The organism is Sphingobium baderi (assembly GCF_001456115.1).
GTDB classification, from domain to species: domain Bacteria; phylum Pseudomonadota; class Alphaproteobacteria; order Sphingomonadales; family Sphingomonadaceae; genus Sphingobium; species Sphingobium baderi_A.
This window is the reverse complement of record NZ_CP013264.1, coordinates 4006586-4022281: the sequence shown is the minus strand read 5'-3', so window position 1 is coordinate 4022281 and position 15696 is coordinate 4006586. Positions and strand designations below refer to the sequence as shown.

Sequence of the window (15696 nt, the reverse complement as noted above, 5' to 3'; positions counted from 1 at the left end):
CTGCGCTCCGTTACCCCGCCAGCGCCCGGCGGACGATCAATCCATAGATGGTCGCGAGATCCTGAAGATCCGTCACGCTGACGGCCTCGTCCAGCTTGTGCATCGTGGCGTTATTGAGGCCGAATTCCACCACCGGGCACAGACGCGAAAGAAAGCGCGCATCGGAGGTGCCCCCGGTCGTCGAAAGCTCCGCATCCAGCCCGGTCACTTCGCGGATGGCATCCGTCACCAGCTCCGACAATGCCCCCGGCTGCGTCAGGAAGGGCTCGCCGCTGATCTTCGCTTCCACCGTGCCGCCATCGGCCGCGGCGAGTGTCCTGATCCGATCGATCAGGGACGCGCCGCTGTGCCGGTCGTTGAAGCGGATGGAGATGCGAGCTGTTGCCGCGCCGGGGATCACATTATGCGCGGCATTGCCGACTTCCAGATCGGTGATCTCGATATTGCTGGGCTGGAACCAGTCGGTCCCTTCGTCCAGCACCTCCGCCTCTATGGCGGACAGGATGCGGACCAGCTTCGGGATCGGATTGTCGGCGAGATGGGGATAGGCGACATGCCCCTGCGTGCCCGCCACGCGAATCCACATATTGACCGATCCGCGCCGCCCGATCTTCACTACGTCGCCCAGCCGGGCGGTGGAGGTCGGCTCGCCCACGAGGCACATGTCAGGCCGCAATTCCCGCGCGGCCATCCGCTCCATCAGCGCCAGCGTGCCGTAAACCGCCGGGCCTTCCTCATCCCCCGTGATGATGAGGCTGATCGTACCGGGCAGATCGTCGGGCAGGCCGTGCAGCGCCGCGACGAAGGCCGCGATCGCGCCCTTCATGTCCACCGCGCCCCGTCCATAGAGCAACTCGCCCCGCACCTGCGGCGTGAAGGGGTCGCTGGTCCAGCCAGGGCCCGGCGGCACCACGTCCAGATGGCCGGCAAAGGCGAAGTGCGGTCCCGGCCCGGTGGTCCGCCATGCCAGCAGGTTTTCGACCGGTCCGTCGGGCGCTTCGCCCACGGTGAAGCGGTCGATGGTGAACCCCAGCGGCCGCAGCATCTCTTCCAGTGCCGCGAACACATCGCCGGTCGCGGGGGTTACGGATTGGCAGGCGATCAGACGCTCGGTCAAGGCCACCGCGTCGGCATTGGTGCTGGTCATGCTCATGCCGCTGCGTTAGCGAAAGCCTTGCCGCTTGACCAGCAAGAGGAGGACAGGCCATGCCCCGGTTCAATCTCACTGCTATCGCGCAGACCAATGCGACGGGCTACCCTGCGCCTCATGCAGCGGCGGTCCGCGGCCGATGGGTCCGCCGCTTGGGGCCTGCTCTGGGCCTCGCCGATTTTGGCGTCAGTCATGTGACACTGAAGCCGGGGGCAGCTTCTTCCCACCGACACTGGCATGAAGATGAGGATGAATTTATCGTGATGCTGGCAGGACAGGCGGTGTTGATGGAGGAAGGTTGCCGGACGCTGATGCGGGCTGGCGACATGGCGGCCTTTCCCAAGGGCGAGCCCAATGGGCATCAGCTGCTGAACGAGAGCGAGGCGGACTGTGAATTTCTGGCTTTTGGCCGCGTTCCCCTAGGCGACGCCCACTATCCCGACATCGACCTGCATTGGTCGGCAGGCTGCTATCACCACAAGGACGGAAGCCGCTATTGATGATCGCTTTTGACCGCCGCGCTTTGATGGCCGCCATGGGCGGCGCGCTCATCGCGGCCAGGGCGCCGGCCGCTTCCCATGCCCCTGCGGCATCCCTTGTGAAACCGCCGCGCCTGCGCCCCGGCGATACGGTGGGGCTGATCGAACCGGCGGGCTTTACCGACGACGCCTTCGATCTCGACCTGGTCAAGGAAGCGATCACCGCCATGGGCCTCAAGCCCAAAGCTGCGCCCCATCTGGCCGAACGCCATGGCTATCTGGCGGGCAGGGATGCGGACCGGGCCGCGGATGTGAACGCATTCTATGCCGATCCGGAAGTGCGCGCCATCTTCGCCGTGCGCGGCGGCTGGGGCTGCGCGCGCATCCTGCCCTTCCTCGATTTCAGCATGATCCGCGCCCATCCCAAGCTGCTGATCGGGTTCAGCGACATCACGGCGCTGCATCTCGCCTTCGCCGCGCGGGCTGGCTTTACCACCATCCACGGCCCCAATGCCTCGGCCAGCTGGCCGGCCTTTTCCTGGGACGCCTTCCGCGCCATCGCCTTTGATGGCGCGACGCCCACGCTGGTCAATCCGGTGGGCAGGGAGGATCGCCTGGTCCAGCGCATCGGCCGCATCCGGACCTTCCGCTCCGGCAAGGCCAGCGGGCGGTTACTGGGTGGCAACCTCACCGTGCTGGCGGCGCTGATGGGAACGCCCTGGCTGCCCGATTTCACCGGTGCGATCCTTTTCCTCGAAGACACCAACGAAGCGCCCTATCGCATCGACCGGATGCTCACCCAATTGGCGCTGGGCGGGGTGCTGGGGAAGCTGGCGGGCGTGGTTTTCGGCCAGTGCACCGGCTGCGCCGCCGATGGCCCCTCCTATGGCGGCTTTACCCTGTCGGAAGTGTTGCAGCAGCATTTTGAGCCGTTGGATATTCCTGCCTTTCAAGGCGCGCAATTCGGCCATGTCGCCAGCCAGTTCAGCCTGCCGGTCGGCGTGCGCGCGGAAATCGACGCGAATTTGGGCAGCATCCGCCTGCTGGAACCAGCCGTGGCCTGAGCCGGTCGGTCCTGCGCGCCTAACCCAATCCCGCCAGCGGCACGATGTCCACCGGTCGGCCGTTGCGGCGCAGTTCGATCGTGATCATGGGTCGTCCTGCGCCCGCCACACCCACCGGATCGCCCTGCCGCACGGCTTCGCCCACCGGGGCCGTCACGCGGTGCAGGCCGGTGATCAGCGTGGTCCATCCCTGCCCATGGTCGATGATGAGGATCTGGCCATAGCCGCGATATGGCCCGGCAAAGGCGACGCGACCCGCCGTGGGCGCCACGGCCTGCGCCCCGGGCTGCGCGGCGATGGTGAGGCCACGCGAGCGGACGCCGCTGTCGCTGACTTCACCCATGCCGGTCACGAGCTGGCCGATCACGGGGAGGCGGTAAGGGGGTGGGCTGCTATTCGCCCTGGCTTGCTGTGGCGCTGGAGCCTGCGTCTGATCGGGGCGGGCAGGGCGCATAATTGGCCCTGACAGCCGTGCCAGCCGATCGCGCAGGTCGCCCGCTTCCTCCAGCTTGTCCATCAGGTCGACAATGTCGCGCGCCCTTTCGCCCAGCGCTAGCGCCCGTTCGCTTTCCAGCCCGGCGTTGGAACGATAATCCCGCGCCGCCAGCCTTTTCTGCGCCTCCAGCTGTTCCAGCGTCGCCTGACGCTGTTTCAGTTCCGTCCGGCCCCGCGCCAGCGCGTCCGCCGCCTGCTGCGCCGTTGCACGCAGCGCCCGGCTGCGGTCCAGTTCGGCGCGCAGCCCCGCCGTTCGTTCGCGGATCGCGGGCAGCACATTGTCCAGCACAGCGCGCATATGGACCGCGTCAGTGATCGATCCGGGCTGCACCAGCGTCAGCGCCAGCGGCCGCCGGGCTATCATCTGGAGGGCGGCGGTCAATTTCACCACCGGCTCCTGCCGCACCGCCAGCCGTGCCGCCTGCGCTCGTTGCAGCCGGGCGATGATGGCGATGCGCGCCTGCGCCGCCTGAATATCCGCCTCCGATTCCTGTATCCGCGCGGCCATGGCGGCGGCGCGGCGACGGGCCTGGTCCGCCTCGTCGCGGGCCATGGTCGCTTGTTGTTCCATCCGCTGCGAGCGGCTGCGGGCCTCGTCCGACTGCCGCCGCGCCGCCTTGAGCGCGGCCTGTTCCTGCTCCAGCGTCGTGCCGGCCGTGCCGGGGAGGATGATCGCGCCGTCGTCCGCCGCCGGCAGGCGCGTGGCCGCCAACGCCGCGCCGCTCATCAGCGCCGCCGCGGCCATCCATTTTGCATATCTGGTTGAGCCCCCGCCCGTCATGACGCCAAGGTTAGGCGGAAAGCCTGCCCGCTGTCGAGCCGCACGCGCTCATCCCTCGCGATGATAGGGGTGGCCCGCCAATATGCTGCACGCCCGCCAGAGCTGTTCGGCCAGCATCGCCCGCGCCATCATGTGCGGCCATGTCATCGCGCCAAAGGCGATCAGCAGGTCGGCGCCCGCCCGCTCCGCATCGTCGAAGCCGTCAGCCGCGCCGATCAGGAAGCGGCACTCCCGCGTCCCCGCGTCGCGCCATCCCTCGATGCGCCTCGCAAAATCCATGGAGGAAAGCTGCCTGCCCTTTTCGTCCAGCATCACCGTGACGGCGCCGGGCGGGGCGGAGGGCAGCTTGCCGCCCCGATCAGGCATTTCGGTGATTTTATGCGGCATGGTCAGCCGTTTCATATAGCGCTCGACCAGTTCCCCTTCGGCCGAGCGCCCGATCTTTCCGCGCGCGATGATGTGGAGCAGCATGGCCGCTCCCTAAACGCTCGCGCCGCGCTTGTCGAACCTTACGCCGTCCCGGCGGTCGGCGCGTCGACGAAGCCCCACATCCGTTCCAGATTGTAGAAGCTGCGTACTTCCGGCCGGAACAGGTGGACGATCACGTCGCCCGCGTCGATCAGCACCCAGTCGGCGACCGGCAGCCCCTCGATCCGCGCGGAGCGGCCCGTGGCCTGCTTGATCCGCTCGGCGAGCTTCTGCGCCATCGACGCGACCTGACGGGACGAACGCCCGCTCGCGATCACCATATGGTCGGCAATGCTGCTCTTGCCCTGAAGAGGGATGGAGATGGTTTCCTGCGCCTGGTCGTCGTCAAGCGACTTGAGGACAAGGTCGTGCAGGGCGGCAACGCTATCGGCATCATGCACCGTGTCGTTGGCGGGCTGGGGTCTGGACAAACAAGCTCCTTTTCAGACAATCATCCGGCGCGTGAGCGGGTCGCGCACACGCGTGTGTTCATATTCGCGATGCCAGAGAGGGTCCGCCTGCCTAAGCAGGGTCGCCGATCTTGGATCAGGGCGAAAGCGCAACAGCACAAGCGCCGGCGGTCTCCAATCCGTCCAGTCTGCACTCTGGCGCACGGGCCGGACGAAACGCCGCAGCCAAGCCATGGCCTTAGAGCCATAAGCGGCTTCATCATAGCCCGGACGCGCGATCACGGCAATGGGCATTTGCCGCGCAATGCCGCGCCAGTCCTTCCATTGGGCGAACTGCGCCAGATTGTCCCCGCCCATCAGCCAGATGAAGCGATGGCGCGGATAACGCTGCCGGATCGCGCGCAGCGTATCGACGGTATAGCGGGTATGAAGTTCGCGCTCGACCGCGGTGGCCCGAATCGGCGCCCGCCGCGCCATCGCTCGCGCCCGCGCGAGGCGGGCGGGCAGGGGCGCCATCCCCGCTCGCGGTTTCAGCGGATTGCCTGGCGACACCAGCCACCATATTTCATCCAGCCCCAGCGCCTGCGCCGCGAACAGGGATATGGCGCGGTGCCCCCCATGCGCCGGATTGAAGGAGCCGCCAAGAAGGCCGATGCGTGCCATGCTCAGCGCCATGCCAGTTGCGGGGCGCGGGGGCAATGAGGTGCATTAGGCTCGAATTTTCAGGGTTGGAACAGACAATGAACAACCGGCTTGCAATGGTGATGCGAATCGCTGAATATAATTCCTAGCCTGCAAGTCGATGGTGAGCTGAAAGGGGGCATGTATGAGCGGATGAAGCATTTAATTTAGAGTTGGCCCGTCAAAGCTGTCACGATTTGCCAAATTTTTGGTCCCTGAAGCGCAGGCGGCTGTTGAAGAACAATAGTTCCAACAGTCAGAACATTTCAAACCACACAAGAGGCATTTACTATGAACGGCACAACGGAACGGTTATCTCATTTAGGGAGACCCGTCATGCTGAAGTTCCCAACCGTTTTTCATTTAAATGCTGATAAAAAATGGCATTGGTGTCTTCTGGATAAATCGAGAGTTTTTCTCGAGATTTCAGTTGAATCCTATGATAGTTTTGAAGAAGCAAGATTCGGTTATGAACGAGCATGCTTGTCTTTAGTACGGGCTGCTTAATTTAGACTTTTAGGTGTAATTTATCTTGCGGGTGTAGGGGTGGATTTGCTCAGGCCACCCTGGTTTTATTTAAAGCCATTCTATATTTTTATGTGCATTTAAGGGTTTTTTGACGGAAACATTCGAATACTTTCTTCGGCCTGTGAATCGCGCGCTGTCACGTCGAGCGGTTCCATCGCCTCTATCTCCTTGCCCCCAGTTTCGATGTCGAGGTCGCGGAACTTCCGGCCGGTGGAAAGGACGCGGCTCTCGAAACTGCCGATGAAGCTATTATAGTTGGAGACGGCGCCGTTGAGGCCAGAACCGAGCCGCTTGAGGTGCGTCGCCGCCACCGCCAGCCGCTCGTAAAGTTCCTTGCCGAGTTGACCGACCTGCCGCGCCTGGTCCTGCATCCGCGCCTGTCGCCAATGGCCAGCCAGCGTGCGAGCCAGCGGCAGGAAGGTCGCGGGGCCGCAGATGATGACTCGGTTCTTGGCGGCGCGCTCCCACAGGTCCATGTCCGCCTCCAGCGCGGCGGTGACGAAATTGTCGCCCGGCACATACATGATGACGAAGTCGGGCGCCTTGTCGAACTGCTCCCAATAGGCCTTGCGCCCCAGCGCGTCGGCATGAGTCCGCACCGCGCGCGCATGGTCGGTCATATAGCGCTCGCGCGCCGCCGGATCGACCTGCTCCACTGCGTTGAGATAGGCTTCCAGCGAACATTTCACGTCCACGACAAGCTGCTGGTCACCGGGGAGGCGGATGATGAAATCGGGCCGCAGCCGCCCTTCCTCGACCGTGACCGACACTTCCTCGCGAAAGTCGACGAAGGGGGAAAGGCCCGCCGTTTCGATCAGGTTCTTGAACTGCTGCTCGCCCCAGCGACCCCGCGTCTTGGGCGCAGCGCGCAAGGCATTCACGAGCTTGGCCGTTTCTTCGCGCACCTGCCCCTGTCCAAGTTGCACCTGTTGCACGGCCTCGCGCAGTTCGGCATAGCTACCCACGCGCTCCTTTTCGACCCGCGCCAGCCCTTCCTCATAGCGTTTGAGGGTTGTTTCGACCGGCGAGAGCAGGGTCTTCAATTGCGCCTCGCTCTTTTCATGCGCCTGGGTCAGCCGCTGGTCGGCGCGTTCGAGGAACTGGCTTTGCGCCTGATGCAGCAGCTTGCCGCCAATTTCGCTGAATTGCGCGGAAAGCTGTTCCTTGGCCTCTTTGAGCGCCGCGATCTGCGCTTCGAACGCCTCTGCCCGCGCATGCGCGTCGGATTGCAGCGCCGCCAGTTCCCGCGCCGCTGCCTCCCGCGCTTCGCGCGTCGCATCCAGCCGCTGTTCCAGAGCCGCCGCCTGCGCCACCCGCTCTGCGTCGAGCCGTTCGGCAGCCGCCACCCGTTCCTGCATCGCGGCCAGTTCGGCAATAGCCCGGTTGCGCTGCTCGCTCGCCACCTCCAGCTTCGCCGCGAGGTCCGTCCGCTCCGCGCCCAACCCCGCAGCCGCCTTGCCGCGCAACAGCCAGCCGACACCCAGTCCTGCGAGCAATGCAATGACGGTAATCAGAATTGGCATGCTGTCCATGGATCACGCTTTCGCCAGAGTGATTTCGCGGCCGATGGCATTATCTGCCGATTCGGAAATCACGGAAAACAAAGGGCTGCCCGGCGTTATTCGGTTCGGCTGGAACCGCATGAAGCTGGGAACGAAAGGGGAACTTAGCGGGCCGTCCCGCTCTCCGCAAGCAGGCTTTGACGAAAGCGCGCCAGCCGGTCCACCGCCGCGTCGATCACGCCGTCGGCCTTGGAAAAGCACAGTCGTACCAGGCTCGTCACCGCGCCGTCGGGAAAGAAGGCGGAAACTGGGATAGCCGCGACGCCTGCCTCATCGATGATCCGCTCGCAGAAGGTCACATCGTCCATGGCGATGCCTGAAGCAGGCAGGTCGATGGACAGGAACCATGTCGCCGCGCTCGGTTGCACGGCATAGCCCGCCGCCTCCAGCCCTTCGGCCAGCCGGTCGCGTGATGCCTGATAATCGTCCCGCATCTGCGCGAACCATTGCGCGGGCTTGCCCAGCCCTTCGGCCACCGCCCATTGCAGATTGGGCGCGGTGGTGAAGGTGAGGAACTGATGCGCCCGGGCCAGCAGGGCCGCCAATGCGGGCGCGGCGCACATCCAGCCCACTTTCCAGCCGGTGAGCGAGAAGATCTTGCCCGCCGATCCGATCTTGACCGTGCGCTCCCGCATCCCCGGAAACGCCATCAGCGACTGGTATCTGGCGCCGTCGAAGATCACATGCTCCCACACCTCGTCGCAGATTGCGATCAGGTCGCGCTCCACGCAGAAGCGCGCCAGCAGCGCCAGTTCCGCCTCGCGCATCACCACGGCGGTGGGGTTGGTTGGGTTGTTGAGCAGGATGAGGCGCGTGCGATCGCTCGCCGCAGCCGCGAGCGCCTCCTGTGTGATGCGCCATTCCGGCGGGGTGAGCGTGATGACCTTCGCCACGCCCCCCGCTCGCTCAATCAGGGGGACGTAGGAATCGTATAGCGGCGCTAGCACCAGCACTTCGTCGCCCGGCGTCACCAGCGCCATCAAGCTGGCCGCCAGCGCTTCCGTGGCGCCGGAGGTGACGATCACCTCTTCCGGGCGCAGATCCAGCCCCTGATGCACGCCATAATGCGCCGCGATGGCTGCGCGCAGTTCGGGAAGGCCCATCATGGGCGGATATTGGTTGGAGCGATTGAGCAGCGCGTGGGCGGCCGCTTCCAGCACCTCATGCGGCCCCGGCCCGTCGGGAAAGCCCTGACCCAGATTGATCGCGCCGGTTTCGCGGGCACGGATCGACATCTTCTCAAAAATGGTGGTCGGCATATCCCGGAACAGGGGATGGCCGAGCGCGGCGGCAGGATCAGTCATGCGGTTTCATGCCGGGCTTTGCCAAGCCGGGTCAAGTGAAGGCGGTTAAACTTTCCGAGGCTGGTCCGACATCCAACTGCGCCAACACATTTACTGGCATGACGGGGTTGCACGCACCAGGCTGCCCCGTCACAGTCCAAGCGCGCTATTCAGAGAATGTCGTGCGCTTTTTCCGGCGGACGGGCGATGACGACGCCTTTTTCGGTGATGATGATGGGGCGTTCGATCAGGATCGGGTAAGCGGCCATGGCGTCCAGCACAGCCATGTTGTCGTTCGTATCGAGGCCGATTTCCTGCGCCACGGCTTCGCCCTTGCGAATGGCTTGAGAAGGCGCAATGCCTGCTTTTTTCAGCACCGCTTCGATTTCCGAACGGGTCGGGGGCGCCTTGAGGTATTCGACGACCTCGATCTCCAAGCCGGACTTCGCCTCCAGGATCGCCAGAGCCTGCCGCGATTTGGAGCAGCGGGGATTGTGCCAGATGGTGGCCTTCATGCCGCGTCTTCCCGCGCCAGCCAATCCTCCAGCCACTTGATCGTATAGTCGCCGTTCAGGAAATCGGGATCGCGCAGCAGCGCCTGATGCAGCGGGATGGTGGTCTTCATCCCTTCGATCACATATTCTTCCAGCGCGCGCTTGAGGCGCATGATGCAGCCCTCCCGCGTGCGGCCATAGACGATCAGCTTGCCGATCATGCTGTCATAATAAGGCGGCACCTTATAGCCCTGATAAAGGCCGCTATCGACGCGGACATGCATGCCGCCCGGCACATGATAGCTGGTGACGGTGCCCGGCGAAGGCGCGAAGGTGCGGGGGTCTTCCGCGTTGATGCGGCATTCGATGGCATGGCCGTGGAATTCGATGTCCTCCTGCGCGACGGAGAGCGGCTTGCCTTCCGCAACGCGGATTTGTTCGCGGACGAGATCGACGCCGGTGATCATCTCCGTCACGGGATGCTCCACCTGCAGGCGGGTATTCATCTCGATGAAGTAGAATTCGCCGTCTTCCCACAGAAACTCGATCGTTCCCGCGCCGCGATAGCCCATGTCGGCCATCGCCTTGCGGACGACTTCGCCCATGCGGTCGCGCTCGGCGGTGGAGAGGACGGGGGAGGGGGCTTCCTCCAGCACCTTCTGGTGGCGGCGCTGGAGCGAGCAGTCGCGCTCGCCCAGATGGATGGCATTGCCATTGCCGTCGCCGAATATCTGGAACTCGATATGCCGGGGGTTGCCCAGATATTTTTCCATATAGACGGTGTCGTCGCCGAAGGCGGCCTTGGCTTCGCTGCCGGCCTGTTTCATCAGCGTTTCGAGTTGGTCTTCGGACGGCACGACCTTCATGCCGCGCCCGCCGCCGCCCGATGCCGCCTTGATAAGGACGGGATAGCCGATCTTCGCGGCGACCTCCTTGGCTTCCTCGACGTCGGAAAGCGCGCCGTCGGAGCCGGGAACGAGCGGCAGGCCCAGCGCGCCCGCCGTCTTTTTCGCCTCCACCTTGTCGCCCATGATGCGGATATGTTCGGGCTTGGGGCCGACAAAGGCGATGCCGTGGGTTTCCACAATCTCCGCGAACTGGGCATTTTCCGACAGGAAGCCATAGCCGGGATGGATTGCGTCGGCGCCTGAAATCTCCGCCGCCGAAATGATAGCGGCGATGTTCAGATAGCTGTCTTTCGCGGCAGGGGGGCCGATGCAGATGGCTTCGTCGGCCAGGCGCACATGCATGGCGTCGGCGTCGGCGGTGGAATGAACCGCCACCGTCTTGATTCCCATTTCATGACAGGCGCGATGGATACGCAGCGCGATTTCGCCCCGGTTGGCGATCAACAGCTTTTCAATGGCCATGGCGTGCGGCGGCCTTATTCAATGACGATCAGCGGCTGGTCATATTCGACCGGCTGGCCGTTATCGACCAGAACGGCCTTGACCTTGCCCGATGTCGGGGCGGGAATCGCGTTCATGACCTTCATCGCTTCGACGATGAGGACGGTATCGCCCTGCTTTACGGTCGATCCAATGGCGGCATAGGCAGGTGCGCCCGGCTCGGCCGCGAGATAGGCAGTGCCGACGATGGGCGAACGCACGGTCGTGCCTGAAGGCAGCGCGGCTTCGGCCGGAGCGGCAGCAACCGCCGGGGCGGCAGCGGCCGGAGTGGCGACGGGCGCGGGCGCCGCGACATAGGCCGGGGCTACAGCGCCTGCCTTGCGCGCGACGCGGATCTTGCGATCGCCGTCCTCCACCTCGATTTCCGTCAGGTTGGTGTCATCGAGCAACGCAGCCAGATCCCGCACCAGTTGCACGTCCACCTGCATTGCGCCCTTTTCCTGCTTGTCGTTCATCTCATGTCCCTGGACGGTGAAATTTATTCTGTGATGCCCGCGCCTATGACCATTTGCGCCGCAGCGCAATGTTCAAAGCTCCAGTGCGGCTTCCAGCGCGAGCATGTAGGACATCGCGCCAAAGCCCGCGATGGTTCCCTTGGCTGCCATGCCGACATAGCTTTTATGCCGGAAAGGCTCGCGCGCATGGGGATTGGAGAGGTGCACCTCGATCACCGGCACGGTGATGCCCTTGATCGCGTCATGCAGGGCGATGGACGTGTGGGTAAGGCCACCGGGATTGAGGATGACGGCGTGCGCGCCTTCGCCATGCGCTTCCTGCAACCAGTCAACCAGATGGCCTTCATGGTTGGATTGACGGAAATCGATCTCCACATGAGCGCGGCTGGCGGCGTCCTCCATGCGTTCGGCAATGTCGTCCAGCGTGTCAAAGCCGTAAATCTCCGGCTCCCGCGTCCCCAGCATGTTGAGGTTCGGGCCGTTCAGCACGAAAATCTTGCGTGTTTCGGTCATGGCCGTCCCCCATTCTCGTTTCAAGCCTGTTGCGGGGGCGACGCCCCTGTCCCTATATGCGCCCCACGGCGCGGGCCTTTGGCGGGCCTTCATAGCCGTTTGCGTCCGCTCAAGTCGAGACGGGATGTGGACGGCGGCAGGAGTTTCGAAAAGTGAGCATCGACGGCACCATCTCCATCCACATCAATGGCGAGCACCGGCGCGTGCGGGACGGGCTGACGCTGGCCGAACTGGCGAGCGAGCTGGGTTTCGTGCCGGAAAAGGTGGCGGTGGAGCGCAACCTGGAGGTCGTGCCCCGCTCCACGCTGGGGCAGGTGCTGGTCGAGGATGGCGATGAGCTGGAGATCGTGCATTTCGTGGGCGGCGGCGACGTGAGCGCGATTGATGAGGATCGCTGGAGCGTCGCGGGCAAGAGCTTTCGCTCGCGGCTGATCGTCGGCACCGGCAAATATAAGGATTTCGAGCAGAACGCGGCGGCGGTCGAGGCTTCGGGGGCGGAGATTGTCACCGTGGCCGTGCGGCGCGTGAACGTGTCCGATCCCAAGGCGCCGATGCTGACCGACTATATCGACCCCAGGAAGATTACTTACCTGCCCAACACGGCGGGCTGCTATACAGGCGAGGAAGCGATCCGCACCCTGCGGCTGGCGCGCGAGGCGGGCGGATGGGATCTCGTCAAGCTGGAGGTGCTGGGCGAGGCGCGGACGCTTTACCCGGATATGGTGGAGACGTTGCGAGCCACCGAAATCCTCGCCAAGGAAGGCTTCAAGCCGATGGTCTACTGCGTCGACGATCCGATCGCGGCCAGGCGGCTGGAGGATGCGGGCGCTGTGGCGATCATGCCGCTGGGCGCGCCGATCGGTTCGGGTCTTGGCATCCAGAATCGCGTCACCATTCGCCTGATCGTCGAAGGCACGGCGCTGCCGGTTTTGGTGGATGCGGGCGTGGGCACAGCGTCCGAGGCCGCCGAGGCGATGGAACTGGGGTGCACCGGCGTGCTCATGAACACCGCTATCGCTGAGGCGAAGGACCCGATATTGATGGCCGCCGCGATGAAGGCGGGCGTGGAAGCGGGCCGCATGGCCTATCGCGCGGGGCGCATGGGCAAACGCCTTTATGCCGATCCGTCCAGCCCGCTGGCCGGTCTGATCTAGGACGGATCGACATCAGTTCAGGAGGGCCGCACGCGGCGTCTTTCTATGCATCCGGTGCTCACGACCATGTAGGTCGTTGCGCGCCGGGTCATGGATATTCACCATTATAGCTTCGCTGGCCTTCGGCTCGCTCCACCATCCCCTGAATGTCGATCCGTCCTAGTCATCTGGAACTGAAGTAGGCATCATTGTATATGTCTTTGCCGGACGGGCAAGGATGGGCGCGATGGCGGGCAGACAGGCGGATTTGGTTGTCCTGAGCGGGGAGGAACGGACCTTTCTCGAAGCTCAGGTTCGGCGGCACAAGGCGCCGCGTTCGCTGTCGGATCGGTGCCGGATGGTTTTGCTCTGTGCGGAGGGATTGCAGAGCAAGGAAGTCGCCGAACGCCTTGGTGTGCATGAGCATACGGTTGGCAAATGGCGGCGGCGGTTCGCGCAGGATGGCATTGAAGGGCTGAGCGACGAATATCGCGCGGGTCGGCCACGAACAGTATCTGACGCCCAAGTGGCTCAAGTGATCGAGCGCACGCTGAACACCACCCCGAAGGACGCCACGCATTGGTCGATCCGCTCCATGGCGGCCGAGAGCGGACTGTCGCACACCACCATCCGTCGGATCTGGGGCGCGTTTGGCCTGCAACCGCACCGGTCGGAGACGTTCAAGCTGTCAACCGATCCGCTGTTCGTCGACAAGGTTCAGGACATTGTCGGCCTTTACATGTCGCCGCCGAACCGGGCGGTCGTGCTGTGCGTGGACGAAAAGAGCCAGATCCAGGCGCTGGATCGCGAGCAACCGGTCGTGCCCATGGCGCCGGGCGTGCCCGAACGGCGCACCCATACCTATGTCCGCAATGGCACGACTTCACTGTTCGCGGCGCTCGATATCGCCACAGGAGCGGTGATCGGCAAGTGCTACAAACGCCATCGGGCAAGCGAGTTCCTCGACTTCCTCAAGCGGATCGACGCCGCGATGCCCAAGGGTCCCGACGTGCATCTCGTGATGGACAACTATGCCACCCACAAAACGCCGAAGATCAAGGCCTGGCTGGCGCGCCGGCCGCATTGGCATGTCCACTTCACACCGACATCGGCGTCCTGGATCAATCAGGTCGAACGCTGGTTTGCGGAACTGACGCGCAAGCAACTGCAACGCGGCGTGCATCGATCCACCGCAGAGCTTGAGGCCGATATCGCCGCCTTCATTGCGGCTCACAACGAAAACCCAAGGCCCTACCAATGGGTCAAATCAGCCGACGAAATCCTCGCCTCCGTCAAACGCTTCTGTCAGAAAACAATGCACCGAACTTCGGATTCACGTGACTAGCGTCTCTCGCGATTGCAGCAAATTGACCGAATCCCTTCCTGTCCCTATGGCGTGAGCCTTGAACAGAAGAGGACGTGCGATGGTGAACAAGCTCTACCCTGATGCTGTATCAGCGTTGGAGGGCCTTCTTTTCGACGGGATGCATCTGTGCGCGGGCGGATTTGGCCTTTGCGGTATTCCAGAACGGCTGATCGACGCGATTCGGGACAGCGGGGTCAAGGATCTGACCATTGCCTCCAACAATGCCGGCATCGACGGCGAGGGACTGGGCAAGCTGCTGCGGACGCGGCAGGTGAAGAAGATGATCTCCTCCTATGTCGGCGAGAACAAGGAGTTCGAGCGGCAATATCTGGCGGGCGAACTGGAAGTTGAATTCTGCCCGCAGGGTACGCTGGCCGAACGCTGCCGCGCGGGCGGAGCGGGCATTCCCGGCTTCTACACCAAGACCGGGGTCGGCACGGCCGTGGCCGAGGGTAAGGAAGTCAAGAATTTCGACGGACAGGATTATATCCTCGAACGCGGCATCTTTGCCGACGTCGCCGTCATCAAGGGGTGGAAGGCCGATGAAAGCGGCAACCTGATCTTCCGCAAGACCGCGCGCAACTTCAACCAGCCGATGGCCACCGCCGCCAGGATCTGCATCGCGGAGGTCGAGGAAGTGGTGCCGGTGGGCAGCCTTGACCCCGATTGCATTCATCTGCCCGGCATCTATGTGAAGCGCATGATCGTCGGCGCGCCCTATGACAAGAAAATCGAATTTCGCACCGTTCGCCAGAGGGAGACCGCATGATGGCTGAGGAAACCAAAGGCTGGACCCGCGATGAAATGGCGGCCCGCGCGGCCAGGGAACTCAAGGACGGTTTCTATGTGAACCTTGGCATCGGCATCCCGACATTGGTGGCGAACCATATTCCGGCGGGCGTGGAAGTGACGCTCCAGTCCGAAAATGGCCTGCTGGGCATCGGACCTTTCCCGTTCGAGGGGGATGAAGACGCCGACCTCATCAACGCAGGCAAGCAGACGATCAGCGAACTGCCTAACAGCGCCTATTTCTCCAGCGCCGACAGCTTCGCCATGATCCGGGGCGGACATATCGACCTGACCGTCCTGGGTGCGATGGAAGTGGCGGAAAATGGCGACATCGCCAACTGGATGATCCCCGGCAAGATGATCAAGGGCATGGGCGGCGCGATGGATCTTGTCGCAGGCGTCAAGAAGATCATCGTCGTCATGGAACATACGTCCAAGGACGGTAGTCCCAAGTTCATTCCGGCCTGCACCCTGCCGCTCACCGGCAAGAATGTGGTGGACATGATCGTCACCGACCTGTGCGTGTTTCAGCGGCCGGACCATGACAGCCCGTTCAAGCTCGTCGAACTTGCGCCGGGCGTGACGGCGGAAGAAGTCGCCGCTAAAACTTCCGCTCATTATCTGAGCTGAAGGACC

General features: G+C 63.7%; 17 protein-coding genes. 6 read left to right on the top strand and 11 right to left on the bottom strand.

The genetic code is table 11. The features are described 5' to 3' along the window. Positions 1-10: 10 nt before the first annotated feature. A complete protein-coding gene (gene dapE / locus ATN00_RS19695) occupies positions 11-1153 on the bottom strand; it encodes a succinyl-diaminopimelate desuccinylase (protein ID WP_062068054.1) in 1143 nt (380 codons plus the stop codon). A gap of 53 nt (positions 1154-1206) precedes the next feature. Here dapE and ATN00_RS19690 point away from each other — a divergent pair, with 53 nt between their 5' ends. Next, entirely contained in the window at positions 1207-1650 is a 444-nt protein-coding gene (locus ATN00_RS19690; protein ID WP_062068052.1) for a cupin domain-containing protein, read from the top strand. Continuing rightward, positions 1650-2693 carry a S66 peptidase family protein gene (locus ATN00_RS19685; protein ID WP_062068050.1) on the top strand — a complete coding sequence of 348 codons (1044 nt, stop codon included), beginning with the start codon at positions 1650-1652 and terminating at the stop codon, positions 2691-2693. Before ATN00_RS19690 ends, ATN00_RS19685 begins: the two co-directional genes overlap by 1 nt. Before the next feature lie 19 nt (positions 2694-2712). On the opposite strand, the gene ATN00_RS19680 is transcribed toward ATN00_RS19685, so the two are convergent. From ATN00_RS19680 to aroQ, 10 genes are all read right to left on the bottom strand, one after another. Then, positions 2713-3933 (bottom strand): murein hydrolase activator EnvC family protein, encoded by a 1221-nt coding sequence (locus tag ATN00_RS19680; protein WP_062068048.1) that lies wholly within the window; start codon positions 3931-3933, stop codon positions 2713-2715. Between the two features lie 84 nt (positions 3934-4017). Next, positions 4018-4440, bottom strand: coding sequence for a 23S rRNA (pseudouridine(1915)-N(3))-methyltransferase RlmH (locus ATN00_RS19675; RefSeq protein WP_062068046.1), 423 nt, complete (start codon positions 4438-4440; stop codon positions 4018-4020). 38 nt (positions 4441-4478) lie between these two features. Next, positions 4479-4868: a ribosome silencing factor gene (gene rsfS / locus ATN00_RS19670; protein WP_062068044.1), complete on the bottom strand. Its 390-nt coding sequence runs from the start codon at positions 4866-4868 to the stop codon at positions 4479-4481. A gap of 12 nt (positions 4869-4880) precedes the next feature. Beyond that, complete coding sequence (locus tag ATN00_RS19665) at positions 4881-5510, bottom strand: nicotinate-nucleotide adenylyltransferase (RefSeq protein ID WP_062069035.1); 630 nt, start codon at positions 5508-5510, stop codon at positions 4881-4883. Positions 5511-6133: 623 nt separating this feature from the next. After that, a complete protein-coding gene (locus ATN00_RS19660; protein ID WP_062068042.1) occupies positions 6134-7588 on the bottom strand; it encodes a DNA recombination protein RmuC in 1455 nt (484 codons plus the stop codon). A gap of 134 nt (positions 7589-7722) precedes the next feature. Continuing rightward, positions 7723-8922 carry an aminotransferase gene (locus ATN00_RS19655; RefSeq protein ID WP_062068041.1) on the bottom strand — a complete coding sequence of 400 codons (1200 nt, stop codon included), beginning with the start codon at positions 8920-8922 and terminating at the stop codon, positions 7723-7725. A 149-nt stretch (positions 8923-9071) separates the two neighbouring features. Further along, positions 9072-9416, bottom strand: a complete 345-nt coding sequence (arsC, locus tag ATN00_RS19650; protein ID WP_062068040.1) for an arsenate reductase (glutaredoxin) — start codon at positions 9414-9416, stop codon at positions 9072-9074. After that, entirely contained in the window at positions 9413-10765 is a 1353-nt protein-coding gene (accC, locus tag ATN00_RS19645; RefSeq protein WP_062068038.1) for an acetyl-CoA carboxylase biotin carboxylase subunit, read from the bottom strand. The genes arsC and accC overlap by 4 nt, the downstream gene beginning before the upstream one ends. A 14-nt stretch (positions 10766-10779) precedes the next feature. Continuing rightward, entirely contained in the window at positions 10780-11259 is a 480-nt protein-coding gene (gene accB, locus ATN00_RS19640; RefSeq protein ID WP_062068036.1) for an acetyl-CoA carboxylase biotin carboxyl carrier protein, read from the bottom strand. Between the two features lie 72 nt (positions 11260-11331). Beyond that, positions 11332-11772 carry a type II 3-dehydroquinate dehydratase gene (gene aroQ / locus ATN00_RS19635; protein WP_062068035.1) on the bottom strand — a complete coding sequence of 147 codons (441 nt, stop codon included), beginning with the start codon at positions 11770-11772 and terminating at the stop codon, positions 11332-11334. 152 nt (positions 11773-11924) lie between these two features. Here aroQ and thiS point away from each other — a divergent pair, with 152 nt between their 5' ends. From thiS to ATN00_RS19615, 4 genes are all read left to right on the top strand, one after another. Beyond that, a complete protein-coding gene (gene thiS / locus ATN00_RS19630; protein WP_082635269.1) occupies positions 11925-12926 on the top strand; it encodes a sulfur carrier protein ThiS in 1002 nt (333 codons plus the stop codon). Between the two features lie 226 nt (positions 12927-13152). Further along, positions 13153-14250, top strand: coding sequence for an IS630 family transposase (locus tag ATN00_RS19625; protein ID WP_062068034.1), 1098 nt, complete (start codon positions 13153-13155; stop codon positions 14248-14250). 79 nt (positions 14251-14329) lie between these two features. Beyond that, positions 14330-15040 carry a CoA transferase subunit A gene (locus ATN00_RS19620; RefSeq protein WP_062068033.1) on the top strand — a complete coding sequence of 237 codons (711 nt, stop codon included), beginning with the start codon at positions 14330-14332 and terminating at the stop codon, positions 15038-15040. Next, complete coding sequence (locus ATN00_RS19615; RefSeq protein WP_062069031.1) at positions 15040-15690, top strand: CoA transferase subunit B; 651 nt, start codon at positions 15040-15042, stop codon at positions 15688-15690. The genes ATN00_RS19620 and ATN00_RS19615 overlap by 1 nt, the downstream gene beginning before the upstream one ends. Positions 15691-15696: the final 6 nt, after the last annotated feature.

Bases quoted from the DNA above. Each gene is read 5' to 3' on its own strand.
- ATN00_RS19665 (WP_062069035.1), bottom strand. From the start codon at position 5,510: ATGGCACGCATCGGCCTTCTTGGCGGCTCCTTCAATCCGGCGCATGGG.
- ATN00_RS19620 (WP_062068033.1), top strand. From the start codon at position 14,330: ATGGTGAACAAGCTCTACCCTGATGCTGTATCAGCGTTGGAGGGCCTT.
- ATN00_RS19685 (WP_062068050.1), top strand. From the start codon at position 1,650: ATGATCGCTTTTGACCGCCGCGCTTTGATGGCCGCCATGGGCGGCGCG.
- ATN00_RS19615 (WP_062069031.1), top strand. From the start codon at position 15,040: ATGGCTGAGGAAACCAAAGGCTGGACCCGCGATGAAATGGCGGCCCGC.
- ATN00_RS19625 (WP_062068034.1), top strand. From the start codon at position 13,153: ATGGCGGGCAGACAGGCGGATTTGGTTGTCCTGAGCGGGGAGGAACGG.
- ATN00_RS19690 (WP_062068052.1), top strand. From the start codon at position 1,207: ATGCCCCGGTTCAATCTCACTGCTATCGCGCAGACCAATGCGACGGGC.
- ATN00_RS19675 (WP_062068046.1), bottom strand. From the start codon at position 4,440: ATGCTGCTCCACATCATCGCGCGCGGAAAGATCGGGCGCTCGGCCGAA.
- arsC (WP_062068040.1), bottom strand. From the start codon at position 9,416: ATGAAGGCCACCATCTGGCACAATCCCCGCTGCTCCAAATCGCGGCAG.
- accC (WP_062068038.1), bottom strand. From the start codon at position 10,765: ATGGCCATTGAAAAGCTGTTGATCGCCAACCGGGGCGAAATCGCGCTG.
- ATN00_RS19655 (WP_062068041.1), bottom strand. From the start codon at position 8,922: ATGACTGATCCTGCCGCCGCGCTCGGCCATCCCCTGTTCCGGGATATG.
- accB (WP_062068036.1), bottom strand. From the start codon at position 11,259: ATGAACGACAAGCAGGAAAAGGGCGCAATGCAGGTGGACGTGCAACTG.
- ATN00_RS19660 (WP_062068042.1), bottom strand. From the start codon at position 7,588: ATGGACAGCATGCCAATTCTGATTACCGTCATTGCATTGCTCGCAGGA.
- ATN00_RS19680 (WP_062068048.1), bottom strand. From the start codon at position 3,933: ATGGCCGCGGCGGCGCTGATGAGCGGCGCGGCGTTGGCGGCCACGCGC.
- dapE (WP_062068054.1), bottom strand. From the start codon at position 1,153: ATGAGCATGACCAGCACCAATGCCGACGCGGTGGCCTTGACCGAGCGT.
- aroQ (WP_062068035.1), bottom strand. From the start codon at position 11,772: ATGACCGAAACACGCAAGATTTTCGTGCTGAACGGCCCGAACCTCAAC.